Annotated in this window: 17 protein-coding genes and 1 tRNA gene; 9 read left to right on the forward strand and 9 right to left on the reverse strand. The window is 71.8% G+C overall.

The genetic code is table 11. The annotated features are described in order from the left end of the window. The first annotated feature begins 60 nt into the window (after positions 1–60). A complete protein-coding gene (locus DEJ09_RS10455; protein WP_027464932.1) occupies positions 61–1,164 on the forward strand; it encodes a sugar-binding protein in 1,104 nt (367 codons plus the stop codon). A gap of 177 nt (positions 1,165–1,341) precedes the next feature. Here DEJ09_RS10455 and DEJ09_RS10460 read toward each other — a convergent pair whose 3' ends face one another. The 3 genes from DEJ09_RS10460 to dcd are packed head-to-tail and all read right to left on the reverse strand — an operon-like array spanning position 1,342 to position 2,843. After that, positions 1,342–1,689: a DUF86 domain-containing protein gene (locus tag DEJ09_RS10460; protein WP_084740843.1), complete on the reverse strand. Its 348-nt coding sequence runs from the start codon at positions 1,687–1,689 to the stop codon at positions 1,342–1,344. Beyond that, positions 1,686–2,201 carry a helix-turn-helix domain-containing protein gene (locus DEJ09_RS10465; protein ID WP_111029679.1) on the reverse strand — a complete coding sequence of 172 codons (516 nt, stop codon included), beginning with the start codon at positions 2,199–2,201 and terminating at the stop codon, positions 1,686–1,688. The genes DEJ09_RS10460 and DEJ09_RS10465 overlap by 4 nt, the downstream gene beginning before the upstream one ends. 54 nt (positions 2,202–2,255) lie before the next feature. Continuing rightward, on the reverse strand, positions 2,256–2,843 hold the full coding sequence (gene dcd / locus DEJ09_RS10470) for a dCTP deaminase (protein ID WP_071404926.1): 588 nt from the start codon (positions 2,841–2,843) through the stop codon (positions 2,256–2,258). A gap of 83 nt (positions 2,844–2,926) precedes the next feature. Here dcd and DEJ09_RS10475 point away from each other — a divergent pair, with 83 nt between their 5' ends. Together DEJ09_RS10475 and DEJ09_RS10480 are read left to right on the forward strand one after the other, a co-directional pair. Further along, positions 2,927–4,018 (forward strand): GNAT family N-acetyltransferase, encoded by a 1,092-nt coding sequence (locus DEJ09_RS10475; RefSeq protein WP_181433337.1) that lies wholly within the window; start codon positions 2,927–2,929, stop codon positions 4,016–4,018. Between the two features lie 52 nt (positions 4,019–4,070). Next, positions 4,071–6,116 carry a cytochrome c oxidase assembly protein gene (locus tag DEJ09_RS10480; RefSeq protein WP_111088508.1) on the forward strand — a complete coding sequence of 682 codons (2,046 nt, stop codon included), beginning with the start codon at positions 4,071–4,073 and terminating at the stop codon, positions 6,114–6,116. 36 nt (positions 6,117–6,152) lie between these two features. Here the strand turns inward: DEJ09_RS10480 and DEJ09_RS10485 are convergent, their stop codons facing one another. Together DEJ09_RS10485 and DEJ09_RS10490 are read right to left on the reverse strand one after the other, a co-directional pair. Further along, positions 6,153–6,464 carry a hypothetical protein gene (locus DEJ09_RS10485; RefSeq protein WP_146243392.1) on the reverse strand — a complete coding sequence of 104 codons (312 nt, stop codon included), beginning with the start codon at positions 6,462–6,464 and terminating at the stop codon, positions 6,153–6,155. 25 nt (positions 6,465–6,489) lie between these two features. Continuing rightward, a complete protein-coding gene (locus tag DEJ09_RS10490) occupies positions 6,490–7,599 on the reverse strand; it encodes a DUF6177 family protein (protein ID WP_111088510.1) in 1,110 nt (369 codons plus the stop codon). A gap of 195 nt (positions 7,600–7,794) precedes the next feature. On the opposite strand from DEJ09_RS10490, the gene DEJ09_RS10495 reads away from it, so the two are divergent. The 4 genes from DEJ09_RS10495 to DEJ09_RS10510 all read left to right on the forward strand — a co-directional run bounded on the left by DEJ09_RS10495 (position 7,795) and on the right by DEJ09_RS10510 (position 11,481). After that, positions 7,795–7,865, forward strand: a tRNA-Gly gene (locus DEJ09_RS10495). A gap of 22 nt (positions 7,866–7,887) precedes the next feature. Further along, a complete protein-coding gene (locus DEJ09_RS10500; RefSeq protein ID WP_111088512.1) occupies positions 7,888–9,024 on the forward strand; it encodes an FAD-dependent oxidoreductase in 1,137 nt (378 codons plus the stop codon). 194 nt (positions 9,025–9,218) lie between these two features. Beyond that, a complete protein-coding gene (locus DEJ09_RS10505) occupies positions 9,219–10,298 on the forward strand; it encodes a glycerate kinase (RefSeq protein ID WP_111088514.1) in 1,080 nt (359 codons plus the stop codon). 136 nt (positions 10,299–10,434) lie between these two features. Beyond that, on the forward strand, positions 10,435–11,481 hold the full coding sequence (locus tag DEJ09_RS10510) for an NAD(P)-dependent alcohol dehydrogenase (RefSeq protein WP_071404920.1): 1,047 nt from the start codon (positions 10,435–10,437) through the stop codon (positions 11,479–11,481). Positions 11,482–11,553: 72 nt separating this feature from the next. On the opposite strand, the gene DEJ09_RS10515 is transcribed toward DEJ09_RS10510, so the two are convergent. From DEJ09_RS10515 to DEJ09_RS10530, 4 genes are read right to left on the reverse strand one after another with little or no spacing between them, the layout of a single operon-like run. After that, on the reverse strand, positions 11,554–12,951 hold the full coding sequence (locus DEJ09_RS10515) for a hypothetical protein (RefSeq protein WP_111088516.1): 1,398 nt from the start codon (positions 12,949–12,951) through the stop codon (positions 11,554–11,556). Beyond that, positions 12,941–13,768 (reverse strand): TIGR03943 family putative permease subunit, encoded by an 828-nt coding sequence (locus DEJ09_RS10520; RefSeq protein WP_111088518.1) that lies wholly within the window; start codon positions 13,766–13,768, stop codon positions 12,941–12,943. Before DEJ09_RS10520 ends, DEJ09_RS10515 begins: the two co-directional genes overlap by 11 nt. Continuing rightward, positions 13,755–14,768 (reverse strand): permease, encoded by a 1,014-nt coding sequence (locus DEJ09_RS10525; protein WP_071246228.1) that lies wholly within the window; start codon positions 14,766–14,768, stop codon positions 13,755–13,757. The genes DEJ09_RS10520 and DEJ09_RS10525 overlap by 14 nt, the downstream gene beginning before the upstream one ends. A 49-nt stretch (positions 14,769–14,817) precedes the next feature. Beyond that, a complete protein-coding gene (locus tag DEJ09_RS10530; RefSeq protein ID WP_258373866.1) occupies positions 14,818–15,396 on the reverse strand; it encodes a TetR/AcrR family transcriptional regulator in 579 nt (192 codons plus the stop codon). Between the two features lie 106 nt (positions 15,397–15,502). Between DEJ09_RS10530 and DEJ09_RS10535 the strand changes: the two genes are divergently transcribed. Both DEJ09_RS10535 and DEJ09_RS10540 read left to right on the forward strand, forming a co-directional pair. Next, positions 15,503–15,817, forward strand: a complete 315-nt coding sequence (locus DEJ09_RS10535; RefSeq protein WP_027464946.1) for a multidrug efflux SMR transporter — start codon at positions 15,503–15,505, stop codon at positions 15,815–15,817. A 1-nt stretch (position 15,818) separates the two neighbouring features. After that, positions 15,819–16,160 carry a multidrug efflux SMR transporter gene (locus tag DEJ09_RS10540; RefSeq protein WP_111088522.1) on the forward strand — a complete coding sequence of 114 codons (342 nt, stop codon included), beginning with the start codon at positions 15,819–15,821 and terminating at the stop codon, positions 16,158–16,160. Positions 16,161–16,343 lie beyond the last annotated feature (183 nt).

Here is a 16,343-nt window from a genome sequence, read left to right on the forward strand (position 1 = left end):
CACCCCTCCCCACAGCGGGGCTCCGGCCCCACACCTCCTCAACGAAGAGAAAGCACTCACATGCGCAAGAAGATCGTCGCCGGCCTCAGCCTGGCGCTCATCGCGGGCCTCGCCCTCAGCGGCTGCTCGGCACGCGGCTCGTCCGACGACGCCGGCAGCACCAGCAGCATCAAGAAGGGCGACCTCATCGGCGTCGCCCTGCCGGCCAAGACCTCGCAGAACTGGGTCCTCGCGGGTGCCGCGTTCAAGAAGTCGATCGAGGACGCCGGCTTCAAGGCCGACATCCAGTACGCCAACGCCGGCAACCCGGTCCCCGACCAGCAGTCGCAGATCTCGGGCATGATCACCAAGGGCGCCAAGGCCGTCATCATCGGTGCCGCCGACGGTTCGCAGCTGACCGCGCAGGTCAAGTCCGCCAAGGACCGTGGCGCCGTCGTCATCGCCTGGGACCGCAACATCCTGAACACGAAGAACGTCGACTACTACGTGGCGTTCAACAACTTCAAGGTCGGCCAGCTCCAGGCCGAGGCGCTGCTCAAGGGCCTCGAGGAGAAGAAGGGCGACAAGCCGTACAACGTCGAGCTCTTCGCCGGTTCGCCGGACGACGCCAACGCGACCGTGTTCTTCAACGGTGCAATGGACGTCCTCCAGCCGAAGATCGACGACGGCACCATCAAGGTCGTCTCCGGTCAGACCACGTTCCAGAAGGTCGTCACGCAGGGCTGGCTCGCGCAGAAGGCCCAGTCGCGCATGACCGACCTGCTCTCGCAGTACTACACGGGTGACACCGAGCTCGACGGCGTCCTGTCGCCGAACGACACCCTCGCCCGTGCGATCCTCACCGCGACCAAGGCCGCCGGCAAGGACAACCCCGTCGTGACGGGCCAGGACTCGGAGACCGCGTCCATCCCGCTCATCATGCAGGGCACGCAGTACTCGACGATCTTCAAGGACACGTCGAAGGAGGCCCAGGCGGCCGTCGACCTCGTCTCCACGCTGTCGAAGGGCGACAAGCCCGACACGAAGATGGACAAGACGAACAACTACAACGGCAAGAAGACGGTCCCCGCGATCGAGCTCACGCCGGTCCTGGTCACCAAGGACAACGCCGTCGAGGCCTACAAGGGCAACGACACCCTCGAGGAGCTCGCCAAGAAGGGCTGATCTCCCCAGCACCACGGACGGCCCCGTCTCGCCTCGGCGAGACGGGGCCGTCCTGCGTCGTCAGGGGGCCGGCCACACGGCGGACGGGAGGCTCGGTGCACGTCGTGATCCGTGCCTCCAGTCCGCCGTGTGGTCCGCCCAGGGCACGTGGCCGCGCCCGGTCCGTGCCCGCGTCCGTCAGGGGTGGGCAGCGCGCAACCGGCGCGCGGCGTCGGCGAGGTGCGGGACGTCGGTGCGGGCGGTGCCGAACACCAGCGCACGCGTCGTGTCGAAGTACCGCCGGGTCAGCCGCTCCCCCAGGTCGGACACGCGCGACCACGGGATGCCGGGCTCGCTCGCGGTGACCCCGGCGGGGAGCACCCGGACCGCCTCACCGATCTCGACCAGGCGCATCCGGACCGCGTCGTGCACCAGGTCCTCGGGCACCCGCTCGTCGTCGATGTAGCGCCGGATCGCCTCACACGCCCGGATGACGTCGTCGAGGCGGTCGGCCACGGCACGGCGGATGCCGGGCTGCCCACTCACAGCGGCACCGCGGTCCGGACGACCCCGGGGCGCATACCCGCGGCGTCGACCACGTCGACCCGGACCCCGAGCAACCGTTCGGCGGCGTCCTGGATGCGCATCAGCGCGAAGATGCCGAGCCCCGCGTCGACGTCGACCATCAGGTCGACGTCGCTGTCCGGACCGTCCTCACCCCGGGCGACGCTGCCGAAGATGCGGGGATTCCGCCCGCCGAACCGCTGCACGATCTCGAGGAGGTCCTGCCGGGCCGCGACCACGCGCTCGAGGAGCGGCGGGGGTTCCTCGACCGGCTGCAGGTCGATCGTCGTCGTGAAGCCCGCCGCGCGGAGCATCCGCTGCAGGGCTGCGAGCGACGGTTCGCGCCGACCGTTCTCGTAGGTGCTGATGACGCTCTGCGTGACGCCGGCGCGCTGGGCGAGCTGGACCTGGGTCAGTTCGGCGCGTTCACGGGCGTCGCGGATGAGCACCGCGGCCGACAGCGGCGGGGCGGACCGTGGGGGAACAGCGGACATGCTGCAACGATACACAGCATCCAACATTTCGTCCGCCGCCGGAGCGGCGCACGCTCAGCGGGGGTCGGAGACGTCCGCCCGGTGGAAGTTCTGTGCCGAGCGCGACGCGGTCGGGCCGCGCTGACCCTGGTAGCGGGACTGGTACTCGGCGGAACCGTAGGGCTTCTCGGCCGGGCTCGACAGCTGGAAGAAGCACAGCTGCCCGATCTTCATCCCCGGCCACAGCTTGATCGGCAGCGTCGCCACGTTCGACAGCTCGAGCGTCACGTGCCCGGAGAACCCGGGGTCGATGAAGCCCGCGGTCGAGTGGGTCAGGAGGCCGAGGCGACCGAGCGAGCTCTTGCCCTCGAGCCGAGCGGCGATGTCGTCGGGCAGCGTCACGACCTCGAACGTGGAGCCGAGGACGAACTCGCCCGGGTGCAGCACGAACGCCTCGTCCGGGTCGGTCTCGACCAGGCGGGTCAGGTCGGGCTGGTCCACAGCGGGATCGATGTGCGGGTACTTGTGGTTGTCGAACAGCCGGAAGAACTTGTCGAGCCGGACGTCGATGCTCGACGGCTGCACGAGCGAGGCGTCGTACGGGTCGAGGCCGATCCGGCCTGCAGCGAGCTGGGCGGTGATGTCGCGGTCGGAGAGCAGCACGGACGAAGCCTAGCGGCAGCGCGCGTCGCGCCGGTATGCTGCCAGGCTGCCCACCACCCGGGCGGGCGGCGTTCGGAGCAGTGATGACCACGTACACCGTCGACGAGATCACGGTGCCCGCCGCCATGGACGACGACCCGGCGACCGTCGCGACCTTCGCCGAGTGGCTCGCGGTGTCAGACGGCGCCGAAGCCGCCGTGCACGGGCTGCACGAGTTGGCCTGGACGCCGGAGGAGTACCTGCCGCTGTGCCGCGAGCCGGGCGCCCCGAGCCGGCTCGTCGTCGCCCGAGACGACCGCGGCACCGTCGTCGGTGCGGGCTCGTACGACACGAAGCAGGAGCCCGGCACCACCAACTGCTGGCTGTCGGTCGGCGTCGACCCCGAGCACCAGCGCCGCGGTGTCGGGACGCTGCTCGCCGACCACCTGGAGTCGATGGCCCGCGCCGACGGCCGCACGCAGTGGAAGACGTACGCCGTCTCGCGGCAGGTCGGGCCCGCATCCGGTCCCGGGTACGTGCAGGCCCCGACGGGGTTCGGCGCCGTCCCGGAGGACGAGGCCGGGGTGCGGTTCCTGACCGCCCGCGGCTGGCACTTCGGCCAGGTGAACCGGATCAGCCGGCTCCCGCTGCCCGCCGACGCATCCGTGGTGCGCGGACTGCACGAGCGGGCGTCTGCTGCCGCCGGGCCGGAGTACCGCGTGCACGCCTGGACCGGTCGCACGCCGGAGCAGTGGCTCGACGGCATCGCCCTGCTCGAGACCCGGATGAGCACCGACGCGCCCGCCGGGGACATGGAGGAGCCCGAGGACGTCTGGACCGCCGAACGACTCCGGGAACACGAGGACGAGCTCGCCCGGGCACCGCGCAGCCTGCTCACCGTGGCCGTCGAGCACCTGCCGACGACCACCCTGGCCGGTTTCACGCAGCTGTCCGTCCCGGACGACCCCGCACGGCCGGCACAGCAGTGGGACACCCTGGTGCTCCGCGAACACCGCGGCCACCGGCTCGGCCGGCTGCTCAAGGTCGTCGGGATCCGAGAGCTCGAGCGGCGGTTCCCGGGGCGCCCCTCGGTCATCACGTTCAACGCGGAGGAGAACCGCCACATGCTCGACGTGAACGAGGCCGTCGGGTTCGTCGGCGTCGGCTGCGAGGGCATCTGGGAACGGCGGGTCTGAGCGCGCATCCGAGGGGCCGCCGTCCAGCCGACACGCCTACGATTGGACGGTCATGACCGTCACGTCACCCGAAACCCAGCCCACGGGGTCAGCGCCGGACGCCGCCCCCACCACCGGGCGCTCGTCCACCGTCGCGACGGTCCTCGTCATCGCGATCCCGCTGGCCGTCGCGTGCTCGATCCTCGGGCTGACGATCACCGGTGCCTTCAGCGCGAGCCAGCAGCTGGTGTCCGCCGGTGAGGTCGTCGAGTACGGCCTGCCGATCGCCCGCGTCGTGCACGACACGATGGCGGCGCTGACCATCGGGCTCCTCATCGTCGCCGCCTTCGCGCTGCCCGCGCAGAAGAAGGACCACGGCGCCCTGTCCAGCGTGCAGCACCGTGCGACCCGGTGGGCTGCAGCGACCGGCGCCGTCTGGTTCCTGGCCGCCGCGGTGAGCATCGTCCTGACCGGCGCGAACACCCTCGGTGTCCCGCTCACCAGCCCGGTGTTCGCCCGCAACTTCATGCTCTTCGCGTTCCAGGTCGAGATCGGCCAGGCGCTCGTGGTGTCGGCTGCCGCGATCCTCGTCGCCACGGTGGTGGCCGCCTTCGCCACCCGGGTGACGACCCTGGCGTTCGCCACCGTGATCGGCCTGTTCGCCCTGCTCCCCCTGGCCCTGTCCGGTCACGCCGCCGGGTCGCTCGAGCACGCGAACGCGGTGAACTCGCTCGCGATCCACCTGGTCGGGGTGTGCGTGTGGGCCGGTGGCCTGGTCGCCGTGGTCCTGCTCCGCACCCGCACCAAGGGCGCGACCGGGCGCGTGATCGCCCGGTACTCGACGCTCGCCGGCTGGTCGTTCGGGGCCGTGGCGTTCTCCGGCATCGTCAACGCGTCGCTGCGCCTGACCGGCCCGCTCGACCTGTTCACGACCCCGTACGGCTGGCTCATCACCGTCAAGGCGCTCATCCTCGTGCTGCTCGGCGTCGCGGGCATCGTGCAGCGCCGGAAGCTCGTGCCCGGGCTCCTCCGCGCGCCGCTCGACCGCCGCCTGTTCACCCGGTTCGCCCTGGCCGAGATCGTGTTCATGGCCGTGGCCATCGGTGTCTCGGTCGCCGTGTCCCGCTCGCAGCCGCCGATCCCGCAGACCCCGGCGACGGGCGAGGACACCCGCTCCGGCCTGATCGGGTTCCCGTTCCCGCCGGCACAGACCACGCACACCTACCTGACCCAGTGGCACATCGACTGGGTGTGGCTCGGCCTGGCCGTCGTCGGGGCCGTCTGGTACCTGCTGGCGGTGCGCAAGCTCCGGAAGCGCGGCGACGCCTGGCCCGTCGGGCGCACCATCGCCTGGCTGATCGGCTGCGCCCTGTTCATCTGGACCACGTCGGCCGGCCCCGCCGTGTACGGCATGATCCACTTCTCGTCGCACATGCTCCAGCACATGCTGCTGATGATGTTCGTCCCGCTGCCGCTCGTGCTCGGCGGCCCGGTGCTGCTCGCGCTCCGCACCTTGCCGGTCCGGAACGACGGCTCACGCGGCGCCCGCGAGTGGCTCATGCTCTTCGTGCACTCCCGTTGGATGCAGTTCCTCGGCAAGCCCGCCGTCGCGGGGATCATCTTCGCCGGGTCCCTCGTGGTGTTCTACTTCACGCCGGCGTACCAGGCCGCGATGCAGTCGCACGAGTGGCACGTCGCGATGATCATCCACTTCGTCCTGAGCGGCTACCTGTTCTTCTGGGTCTTCGTCGGTGTCGACCCGGGCCCGCAGCGCCCGCCGTACCCGATGCTCATCATCACCCTGCTGGCCACCCTGGCGTTCCACGCGTTCTTCGGCGTCGCGGTCATGACGTCACAGTCGGTGTTCGCGATCGACTGGTTCCACGCACTGGGCCAGACGAACGACGCCGCACTGCTCGACGACCAGCACACCGGCGGCGGCATCGCCTGGGGCGCTTCGGAGCTCCCGATGGTGTTCGTGGCCCTGCTCGTCGTCCGGAACTGGATGCGCTCGGACAAGCGCGACGCGAAGCGCCTCGACCGCAAGGCCGACCGCGACGGTGACGCCGACCTCAAGGCGTACAACGAGCGCCTGGCGGCGATGAGCAAGCGGGACTGACCCGCAGCACCGGCCACACGGCGGGCGCGGCCCCGGTCAGTCCCCGTGGACGATGCAGACCGCGTCGAGGTCCATCGCGGCCTCAAGCGCGGCCGAGATCCCCGATTCCCCGTCGGGGCCGGCGGGGGTCACGGTGTCGACCCACCACAGCGGCGTCGCCAGGGTCGGGGCGTCCGGCAGGATCCGCTCGACCTCGTCGAAGGAGTCCACCCGCCGCACGCCGAGCACGGTGATCACCGGGTGGGTGGCGTCACGGCAGACCTGCATCATCGGACCGTCGTCGAGCGCCCGGACACCCCAGGTCTCGTCGTGCAGCAGGAGCGCCTCCGCCACCTCGCGCGTCTCCACCGGCTGGCGGCAGAGGATGGTGACGTCACGCGGCACCCTGACCGCCCACCATCCGGTCGTCGCGGATGTGTCCGTCGAGCGTGCCCTCGTCGTGCGCGGGGTCGAGCGGTGCGCCACCGACCAGCTGCAGGAAGCGGTCCTCGTCGATGCGGTCGAGGAACGACTCGAGCGCTTCCCAGCCGTCCTCGAAGCGGACGATCATGCCGCCGTCGTCAGCCGCGTCGGCATCCGGACGGGCGGCCGAGCCGGAGCCGGCTGCGAAGGTCGCGGTCGTGGTGCGCGGTGGCGGCCAGACGCCGTCGCGGTCCAGGAAGCCGGCGGCCTCGGGGCCCACGACGACGGCGAGCGGCGACGGTTCGCCGTGCGAGACGGCCCGGACCAGGTGGTCTGCGTCGCCGCGGCGCTGCATGACGACGCCGAACACGGGGACGACCTGGTCGGCGACCCGCTGCACGGCGTCGAACATCCGGTTCGCCAGCCCCGGGTCGGTGTTCTCCTCGGGCACGGTGAGCACGGCGGACATCGTCTCGACGACGACCCCGCCGACCAGGTGCGCGGTCATCGTCGCGGAGAAGCCCTCACCGACGGCGTACGAGGTCGAGATGCCGGGTGCCTCGTGCTTCGCGTACTGCGTCACGACCCAGCGGTCCCACGGCACGGTGAGCGGTTCGGCGGTGCCCCACCGGGTCGGGCAGGTGCCGACCGTGTGGCACAGCGCCTCGATCGCGGAGCCCATGTCGACCGCACGCCCGGGGTGGTGGCGGAGGGTCAGGTCGATGCTGATCTGTCGCACCGAGTCGGCCGAGACCGGGTGCTCGGGCGACGGGGTGCCCACGAGTTCGGGGCCGCGGTGCACGAAGTCCTCGATGTCCGATGCGGCGACGCCGGTCCGGCCGTCACGCAGCGTGCCGTCGAAGTCGGACACCGCCCACGCGGCGCCGTACGCGCCGAGCGCGTGCCGGAGCGCCGGGGTGATCGCCGCGGCCCGGCCGGTGCGGAGCACGACCGTCCGTCCGGCGTCCGCCGACCGACGGAGCAGCGAGGCGAGCGCGTCCGTCAGCCACACGACGGGCGAGGCGGACTCGACCACGATCGCCGAGCCGACCACGTCGTCGATGAGGGGATGCCTGACCATCCGGGTCCTCCTCGGTTCGGGGCTGGAACTCCCTGGACGGTACACACGGGGGCGACACCTGTCCGTCAGGCGCCCACCCTCACAGCGGAGACTCGGGAGGCGCGACACGCGCCCGCGAGACGGCGTACGGTGCGCGGTCGGCTGGCTTCCAGGCGAGAATCCGCTAGGCTTGCCGAGTCCCGTTCTGCGGGGCGCGCGAGTGTAGTTCAATGGTAGAACTCCAGCTTCCCAAGCTGGTAGCGCGGGTTCGATTCCCGTCACTCGCTCCGTCGGACGTACGCTCGCCGCATGTCCTCCTCCTCCGGTTCCCCCGAACACACCGCACCCGTGGTCGTCATCGGTGCCGGGGTCGTCGGCGCCGCGACCGCCTACGCCCTCACCGCCCGCGGCGAGCGCGTCGTGCTCGTGGAACAGCACGCTCGCGGCCACCACCTCGGTTCCTCGCACGGTGCGACCCGGATCTTCCGGCAGGGCTACGCCGACCCGGAGTACATCGCGCTGACCACCCGCGCACTGGCGCTGTGGGAAGCGCTCGAGGCCGCTGCCGGCGAAGAGCTCATCGTCCGCACGGGTGCCGTCGACCACGGTCGGCCCGAGGTCGTCGACGCGATCGCCGCGGCCCTCGCCGACGCGGACATCCCGCACGAGTCGCTCACGCCGGACCAGGCGGCGGCGCGCTGGCCCGGCATCGCGTTCGAGGGGAACGTGCTGGCCCACCCCTCGGCCGGGCGCATCCGCTCCGACCGGACGATCGAGGTGTTCCTCACGCTGGCCGAAGCGACCGGTCTCGCCGACCTGCGGTTCGACACGCGGGTCACCGGGCTCGAGGACCACGGTGACGACGTCACCGTGACGCTGTCCGACGGCAGCGCCGTCCGCACCGCGTCCGTGGTGGCCGCGGTGGGCTCGTGGGCCCCCACGCTGGTCGGCGGGCTGCTCGCCAGACGCGGGGCGGGCCTCCCGGCCATCCGCGTGACCCAGGAGCAGCCGGCCCACTTCCCCAGCCACCTGCCGGACGCGGCCTGGCCGAGCTTCGTGCACTGGGCCGACGGCGACGACGTGTACGGGCTGCTGACGCCGGGCGAGGGCGTCAAGGTCGGCTTCCACGGCACCGGGCCGGTCGTTGACCCGGACTACCGGGACTTCGTGCCCGTGCCGGCCGAGGCCGAGCGACTGCAGGCGTACGTCGCGCGGTACGTGCCGGGGGTCGACGCGACGAAACCTGAGTTCATCAGCTGCCTGTACGACAACTCCCCCGACGAGGACTTCGTCATCGACCGGGTCGGGCCGCTGACCGTGGCGACGGGGTTCTCCGGGCACGGCTTCAAGTTCGCGCCGCTGCTCGGCGAGATGCTCGCGGACCTCGCGACGGGCGGCGTGCCGCACCCGCGTTTCGCCCTGCCGGACCCGGTGCCCGCGCCCTGAGGCCAGCGTGCGGTCGTTCGCGAGACGCCGGCGTGTTCGTTCGACGCCGTCATGTCGTCGAGACGCCGCCGAATCCGGAGGCGTCTCGCGGACAACGCGGCGTCCTGCGCACACACCGGCGTCTCACAGCCGCGCACACGCCGTCGTCTTCTGCGCACGCCGTCGTCTGGCGACCGGCCGCTACGGTGGGAGCCGTGCGCATCATCGTGGCTCCGGACTCGTTCAAGGGCACCGCGACGGCGGCGTCGATCGCTGCGGCGGTCCGTGCCGGCTGGCTGACCGAACGCCCCGACGACGACGTGGTGCTCGTCCCGATGGCCGACGGCGGCGAGGGCACGCTCGACGCCTTCGAGACCGCCGTCCCCGGATCCGTCCGGGTCCCCGTCACCGTCACCGGGCCGGCCGGCACGCCGGTCGACACCCACTGGTTGCGGCTGCCCGACGGCCGCGCGGTGGTGGAGCTCGCGGCGACGAGCGGCCTCCCCCTGCTCGACGCACCGATGCCGGACGCGGCGACGAGCCGCGGGTTCGGCGAGGCGATCGCCGCCGCGCTCGACGCCGGTGCCACGGGGCTCGTGCTCGGCATCGGGGGCAGCGCGTCCACCGACGGCGGGCGTCCGGTGCTCGAGGCGCTCGGACTCGACAGCGACGGAGCCGGCACCGACGGCCTCCGGGCACTCCCCCCGCTCGGCGTCACCGTGCTCACCGACGTGACCTCTCCGCTGCTCGGTCCGACCGGTGCCGCAGCCGTCTTCGGCCCGCAGAAGGGCATCACGCCCGACCGTGTGGCGTCCTTCGACGACCGGCTCGCCACCTGGGCCGCGCGGTTCCCTGACGTCGACCCGGACACCCCGGGCGCCGGAGCCGCCGGCGGTGTCGGGTTCGGCCTGCTGGTGTGGGGCGCCACGCTCGCCGGTGGGGCCGCGGCCGTCGCCGAGGTCCTCGGGCTGCCGGCGCTGCTCGAGGGGTCCGATGTGAGCGGGGCCGGTGGAGCGAACGGGGCCGACGTGGTGATCAGCGGCGAAGGGCGCTTCGACGGGCAGAGCGCCGTCGGCAAGGTGCCCTCGGTGGTCCGCGACCTGACCGCGGCGCACGCTCCCGGAGCCCGCTCGATGCTCGTCGCCGGCGCGATCGAGGCCCCGCTCGACGACTACGCGGCTGCGGCGTCGCTCACCGTGCTCGCGACGCAGACCACCGGCGAACCCGACGACGCCCTCGCCGACCCGCTGCGCTTCGCCACGATCGCCGGGCAGCGGCTGGCCCGGCTCGCCTGAGCGAGCAGAACGCCGCGACGCGCCCGTCCGCGGGCACAGGGGTGTCCTGGTTGTACCTCCCACCCGGCCGCGGCTGCGCGCACACTGGTTCCGGGCCGGAACCGGCCCGCAACGCACCACCCCCACGAGGAGATCATTGCGCACCGTCAACGCGTACGCGGCACCGTCAGCGACCGAGCCGCTCGTCAAGACCACCATCACCCGTCGGGACGTCGGCCCGGACGACGTCGCGATCGACATCGCCTACGCCGGCATCTGCCACTCGGACATCCACACCGTCCGCGGTGAGTGGGGCCCCATCCAGTACCCGCAGGTCGTCGGCCACGAGATCGTCGGCCACGTCACCGAGGTCGGCGAGAACGTCACCAAGCACAAGGTCGGCGACCGCGTCGGCGTCGGCTGCATGGTGAACTCGTGCGGCGAGTGCGAGAACTGCGTCGCCGGCCAGGAGCAGTACTGCCTCAAGGGCAACATCGGCACCTACGCCAGCGTCGACCCGGCCGACGGCTCGATCACCCAGGGCGGCTACTCGCAGGCCGTCGTGGTGAACGAGGACTTCGTCCTCCGTGTCCCCGAGTCGCTCGACATCGAGAAGGTCGCGCCGCTGCTCTGCGCCGGCATCACCACTTACTCGCCCCTGCACCACTGGAACGCCGGCCCCGGCACCAAGGTCGCTGTCGTCGGCATGGGCGGGCTCGGCCACATGGCCGTCAAGATCGCCGTCGCGCTCGGCGCCGAGGTCACCGTCCTGTCGCAGACCACCTCGAAGCAGGAGGACTCGCTCCGCTACGGCGCGAAGGCCCACTACGCGACGAAGGACCCGGAGACGTTCGAGAAGCTCGCGAACTCCTTCGAGCTGATCATCAACACCGTCTCAGCGAAGATCCCGATGGGCGCCTACCTCGGCCTGCTCAAGGTCGACGGCACGCTCGTCAACGTGGGTGCTCCGTCCGAGCCGCTCGAGGTGCCGGCCTTCGCGCTCATCCCGCGTCGGCTCAGCTGGGCGGGTTCCGCCATCGGCGGCATCCAGGAGACCCAGGAGATGCTCGACTTCTGCGCCGAGCACGGGATCCTCCCGGAGACCGAGCTCATCAGCGCCGACCAGATCAACGAGGCCTACGAGCGCGTGCTGTCCTCGGACGTCCGCTACCGCTTCGTGATCGACGCGGCCACGCTGGCGTAGTCGTCACCACCTGACAGACGGAAGGCCCGTTGCCGGCTGGCACCGGGCCTCCCGTCTGTGGTCTCGGTGCCGTCAGCCGACCTCGTCACCGGACGGCAGCGCGCCGCACCAGTCGACGGAGCCCGCGTCGATGCTCGCCTCGAGCGCACCAGAGGCAGCGTCGACGATGCTCACGAGCTCGCCGGTCGCCGACTTCGTCGCGACCGCGACGAACTGGCTGTTCGGGGACGGGCAGACCGCGGTGACGCTCGCGTCGTCCGGGATCGTCACCGGCAGCCGGGAGGCCCGTCCCCCGTCCACGCGCACGATCCGTGCCGCGATGGTGCCGTCCGACCGCACGTCCCCCAGCACCCGCAGGTACGTGTCGTCGGACAGCTGGGCGATGCGGCCGAGGACGGCCGCATCGGTGCTCGCGGCGGGCGCCTGCAGCGCCGACTTCGACCCGTCGGTCAGGTCCAGCCGCTCGATCCCGGTGCCCGTCTCGACGACGGCGGTGGTGCCTGTGCCGACGAAACCGTGCAGGTAGGTGGCGCTGCCGAGCCGGACCGGGTCGGCACGCCCGCTCATGTCGACGAGCACCAGGTCGTCGCTGCCCGTCCGGACCAGTGCGCTCTCGGTGCGCGGCACGTAGGCCCACTGCCCGACCGTCATCGGCACGGCCCCCGTCTTCGGCTTGCCGTTCGCCGCGATCGCGGTGGGCATGTGCGTGCCCGTCATGTCGACCACGTACAGGCCGGTGTTCCGGGACTGCCCGGTCGAGGTGTCGGCGTACTCGAACCCGAACGAGGCACCGTCGTCGGCGACGTGGAGCGCCGTGACGCGGCCCTCGGCGGTCGGCAGGGTGAGGTGTTCGACGGGGGCGTCGGCGTCCTGCACGCCACCGCTCAGCGCCACGATGTCCACGGACGAGCTGGCGTCCGTGCCGCTCACGACCACCAGGGAGCGGCCGAGCCGGGCGTACTCGGAGATCGCGGTGCCCTCGTAGACGGTGGTGGCGCCGCCCGCGTCGAGGGATCGCCGGACGATGCGGTCCTTCGCCCCGGCCTGCCCCGGCACGAGTGCGAGCACGTCGGTGCTGCCGGTGCGGATCGCCGCCCTCAGGTCGGACGTGGCACGCTGCCCGGGTGCCCGCACGCCCGCGACCGTCACGGTGTACTCGCGGTCGTACGCCAGGGGTCCGGCGAACTCGACGGCGATGGTGTTGCCGCTCGAGGTCACGGTGTGCGCCGCAGCCGGGCTGACCCGGACGTCGGCGGCGGCGACCTTCTGCAGCGCCTGGTTCGCGGTCAGGATCACCCGTTGGGCCGGCCGGGTGACGAGACCGGTCGCGTCGTAGGACACGTCGCGGAGCCGCGGGCCCTGCTGCGAGCCGACGACCGCGGCGAGCGCGGCGACCACGGCGAGGACCACCACGACGGCGACGTACCGGCGGTGGAAGCGGTGTGCGACGGGGCGGCGCTCAGAACTCATACGGGTCCTCGGGCTGCGCGATGTCGGTGATCTTCGCGGCCTTCACGACGATGCGGGCGTCGGCGGACTGGTCGGGGTTGGCGGCCAGGGCTCCGCGGACGGTGACCCACTGCCCCTCGTCGGGGACGGTCCCGGCACCGGCGCCGTCGCCGTCGCCGGTCACGACACCGAGGCCGACCGGTTGCGCGTCCACGGCGCAGCAGCTGATCACGAAGCGGGTGAGGGTGAAGGACCCGTCGTCGCCGGGCACCACGAAGCCGGTCAGTTCGACCTGCTTGCCGACCAGGGCCGTGGTGTCCGTGGTCTGCCGGATCAGCGCGGCCCAGTCCTTGACGCCGTACTCCGAGGTGTCGACGCCCTCGCTGCCGAGCAGCTGCACCGCGGACTCCGAGCCGGTGGCGTTGGACAGGGTCGCGGAGTCCACGCTCCGCTGCTGGGCGGTGCGGGCGGACAGCGTCGTCGGCGGCAGGACGAGCATCGCGACGGTGACACCGATCGTGACGACGGCGGCGGCTCCGCCGAGGGCGAGGCGGACGGCGCGACCGCGGCCTCCCGTCCGCTGCTGCTGGTGCAGGTCGAGGTCGTCCTCATCGTCGCCGTGCGTGTGGCCGTACCCGCGCGCGATGGCCACCAGTCCGGCGATCGACGCGGGCACCCCGACGGCGGCGAGCACGACCGTGAACACCGAGTAGCGCGGGTTGATGTACAGGTCGAGGTGCCCGACCAGCGCGAGCCACAGCGTGCAGAGGGCGGCGGCCAGCACCGACCCGAGACCCAGGTACGCGGCCGCGTTGCTGCGTGCATCAGACGAGGACATTCATCACCAACCCGACGGCTCCGGCGAACAGGACGCACACGACGGACAGCAGCACCAGGAAGCGGACCCGGAACGTCGTGCGCAGCAGGGCGATCATCTTGACGTCGATGATCGGCCCGATGATCAGGAAGGCCGTGATCGACCCGGGCAGGAACGTCGACGCGAAGGACAGCGCGAAGAAGGCGTCGACGTTCGAGCAGAGCGACACCGTCATCGCCAGCAGCATCATCGCCGCGACGGACAGCACCGGGTTCGAGCCGACGGCGACCAGGGTCGAGCGGGGCACGGCGACCTGGATCGCCGCGGCGAGGCCGGCACCGACGAACAGCGCCGGCATCATCGTCGCCGTCTCGCCGCCGAACTGCGCGGCGCTCTGCCGCCAGCGGTGCAGGCCGCGAGGCGCTCCGACGGCCGCACGGCACCGGGCCTCGAAGGCGGGGAGCAGCAGGTCGGCCGGACGGCGGTGCGCGGCGACGATCCAGCCGACGAGGTTCGCGATGACGAACCCGCCGACGATGCGCACCGGCAGGATCCACCCGGACCAGCCGAACGCCTGCGCGGTGCTGATGATGACGAGCGGGTTGAGGATCGGGGCCGCGACGAGGAACGTGACGGCCTCGGCCGGCGTGAACCCGCGCATCATCAGGCCACGGGCGAGCGGGACGTTGCCGCACTCGCACACCGGGAACAGCATGCCGATCAGGGAGATCACGGCGCGACGGCCGAAGGCGTTCTGCGGCAGGACCTTCTCGAGCGCGCCGACCGGCACCCAGACCTCGACGACGATCGACAGCACGATGCCGAGCACCACGAACGGCAGGGACTCGACGACCACGCTGATCGCCAGTGTGAGGAAGTCCTGCACGACGTCCGGCAGCCCGGTCGACCCGATGCTCGGGGAGAACAGCCGGATGCCCAGCAGGACGACGACGGCGAGCAGCACCAGGCCGGGGCCGGTGAGGCTCCGGGTGCGCTGCGGCGGCCGCGTGGTCGTCGTCACCGGGACAGGATAGGTGACGCCTCCTGCCCGGGGCTGCGCACGAGGCGGCTCAACCCGCGGTGACGCCGTCGAGGTGCCGGTCGAGCACGTCGATCGCCCAGTCGCCGGACTCCCCCGGAGCCAGCCGGACGACCTGCATCGCGAGTCCGTCCAGGAGCGCGTGGAGCCGGCAGGCTTCGTACTCCCGGTCGTCCGCCGGTACCCCGAGCAGCCCGAGGACTTCCTCGCACCACGTCCGCATCGCCGCGACGGTCCGGTCGAGCGTCGGCCGGAGCCCGACGTCGGTGAGCGCGGCGTTGCCGAGTGCCAGGTAGACCTCGAGCTCGATGACCCGCTCCTCGTCGAGGGGCAGCAGCTCGAGCACGATCCGGCGTGCGCGCCGGGCGGACGTCAGGTCAGCGGGGATGGCGTCGATGCGCTCGCGGATCCGGTCGAACACGAGCGTGATGGTGTGCTCGCGGACGCTCGCCTGGGTCGGGAACGTGTAGCGGACCGTGCTCGGCGGCAGCCCCGCCTCGGCGGCGACGTTCCGCACGCTCAACGCTCCGAGCCCGTCGCGCACGAGGACCCGGCACGCCGCCTCGGACACGGTGCGGCGCCGTTCGTCGACGTCCATGCTCCTGGCCACGACGCCATACTCGCACAGTCGTACGAACTCGTGCTACCGTCGAGTTCGTTGTCGCACAGTCGTACGACAACGAGAACGAACGACTCCCGCAGGAAAGGACATCGTCATGGCATGGGCAATCCTCGTGCTCAGCGGCGTGCTCGAGGCCGTCTGGGCCACCGCCCTCAGCGCCTCGAACGGCTTCAAGAAGGTCGTCCCCACGATCGTGTTCGTCGCCGGGATGGCGCTGAGCATGGTCGGGCTGGCGTTCGCGATGAAGAGCATCCCCGTCGGCACCGCCTACGCCGTCTGGGTCGGCATCGGGGCGTCCCTGACCGTGGTCGTCGCGATCCTCCGTCGACAGGAGGCCGCGTCCTTCGCCCGCCTCGCCCTGGTCTTCGGCCTGGTGGCGTGCGTCATCGGCCTCAAGGTGGTGAGCTGACGTGGCCTGGATCGTCCTGTTCGTCAGCGCCGCGCTCGAGACCGTCTGGGCGACCGCACTCGGCGAGAGCGACGGTTTCACCGAGCTCCGCCCGACGGTCGTGTTCGCCGTCACGATCGTTGTCAGCCTGGTCGCCTTCGGCTACGTCCTCAAGCACATCCCGATCAGCACGGCGTACGCGGTGTGGACCGGGACCGGCGCCGCCCTCACCGTGCTCTGGGGCATGGCCACCGGCGCGGAGCCCGTCACCGTCCTGCGCCTGCTGTTCATCGCCGGCATCGTCGGGTGCGTCGTGGGCCTCAAGCTCGTGCCGGCCCGCCCCGTCGCCGACCTCACGCGCTGAGCGACAGCTCACGCACCAGCGATCCCGTGAGGTGTCGCTGACCCCGTGAGGCGAGTGCGGTCCGAGCACGCGCGCCGAGACGGACGGGAGGCCCGGTGCCAGCTGGCACCGGGCCTCCCGGCGGATCTGGGGTCGCGCCCACCGCATGGTGAGCAGCAATGGTCGGGTCACCTCGCGGGACCC

Origin of the sequence: Curtobacterium sp. MCLR17_055, assembly GCF_003234305.1 — a bacterium.
Classification (GTDB): domain Bacteria; phylum Actinomycetota; class Actinomycetes; order Actinomycetales; family Microbacteriaceae; genus Curtobacterium; species Curtobacterium flaccumfaciens.